This window comes from Actinomadura sp. SCN-SB (assembly GCF_043906805.1).
Taxonomy (GTDB): Bacteria; Actinomycetota; Actinomycetes; order Streptosporangiales; family Streptosporangiaceae; genus Spirillospora.
This window is the reverse complement of the sequence record NZ_JBIMPP010000181.1, coordinates 1-702: the sequence shown is the minus strand read 5'-3', so window position 1 is coordinate 702 and position 702 is coordinate 1. Positions and strand designations below refer to the sequence as shown.

Sequence of the window (702 nt, the reverse complement as noted above, 5' to 3'; positions counted from 1 at the left end):
GCCGCCGTAGTCGTAGGAGTTCGGCAGGCCGAGTTCCTGCGCGCGCTGCGGTTCCCAGTGCAGGCGCTGCACGGTGTCGGGGATGTTCAGGTGGTTGGGCGGGTAGAGGCCGGGGGCCTTGCGGCGGATCCGGTGGGCCAGGCGGAACGATCCGGGCGGCGTGAGCTGCATGCCCCAGCCCAGGTGCCACACGACCACGTCGGTCGTGGTCAGGGGTCCCTTGACGCGGGGCTGGAGTTCCTCGCCGATCCGCACGTCCTCCCAGAAGCGGGGCTCGGCGCCGCGCCGGGACTCCGCCGCGTAGGCCGCGTCGATCTCGGCGAGCTCCTCCGGGGTGTACGGCCGCTGGTCGAGCTTCTCCTTGGCGAGCTTCTTGGACGTGTGCCGTTCGGCGTTGATCCACGTGCCGCGCCGGACGGCGTGCAGGTCCCCGGCGCCGTTGGCGTAGAGGTAGTCGTTGGTGACGTGGACGGTCCGCTTACCGAACTTGGACGGCTTCGGCTGGACGCCGACCTGGGCCTGGAGCACCCGGCAGCGGTCCCCCAGCCCCAGCGGGCGCCACCACTCGAACTCCATCACGGCCTGGTAGGAGCCCAGCCCGGCGAACGGGTCGCCCTTGAGAAGGGCCTTGGTCTCCGCATCCGGTTCGGGCGCGGCGTTCTCGCCCATCGTGTAGTGGAACGTCGGCGGCGCGATCAGCCG

At 71.2% G+C, this 702-nt stretch carries 1 protein-coding gene; it reads right to left on the bottom strand.

Annotated features, from left to right (window positions below; all coding sequences use genetic code 11):
- A partial coding sequence (locus ACGWYJ_RS38955) for a hypothetical protein (RefSeq protein WP_395111730.1) occupies window positions 1-702 on the bottom strand: 702 nt, incomplete at both ends.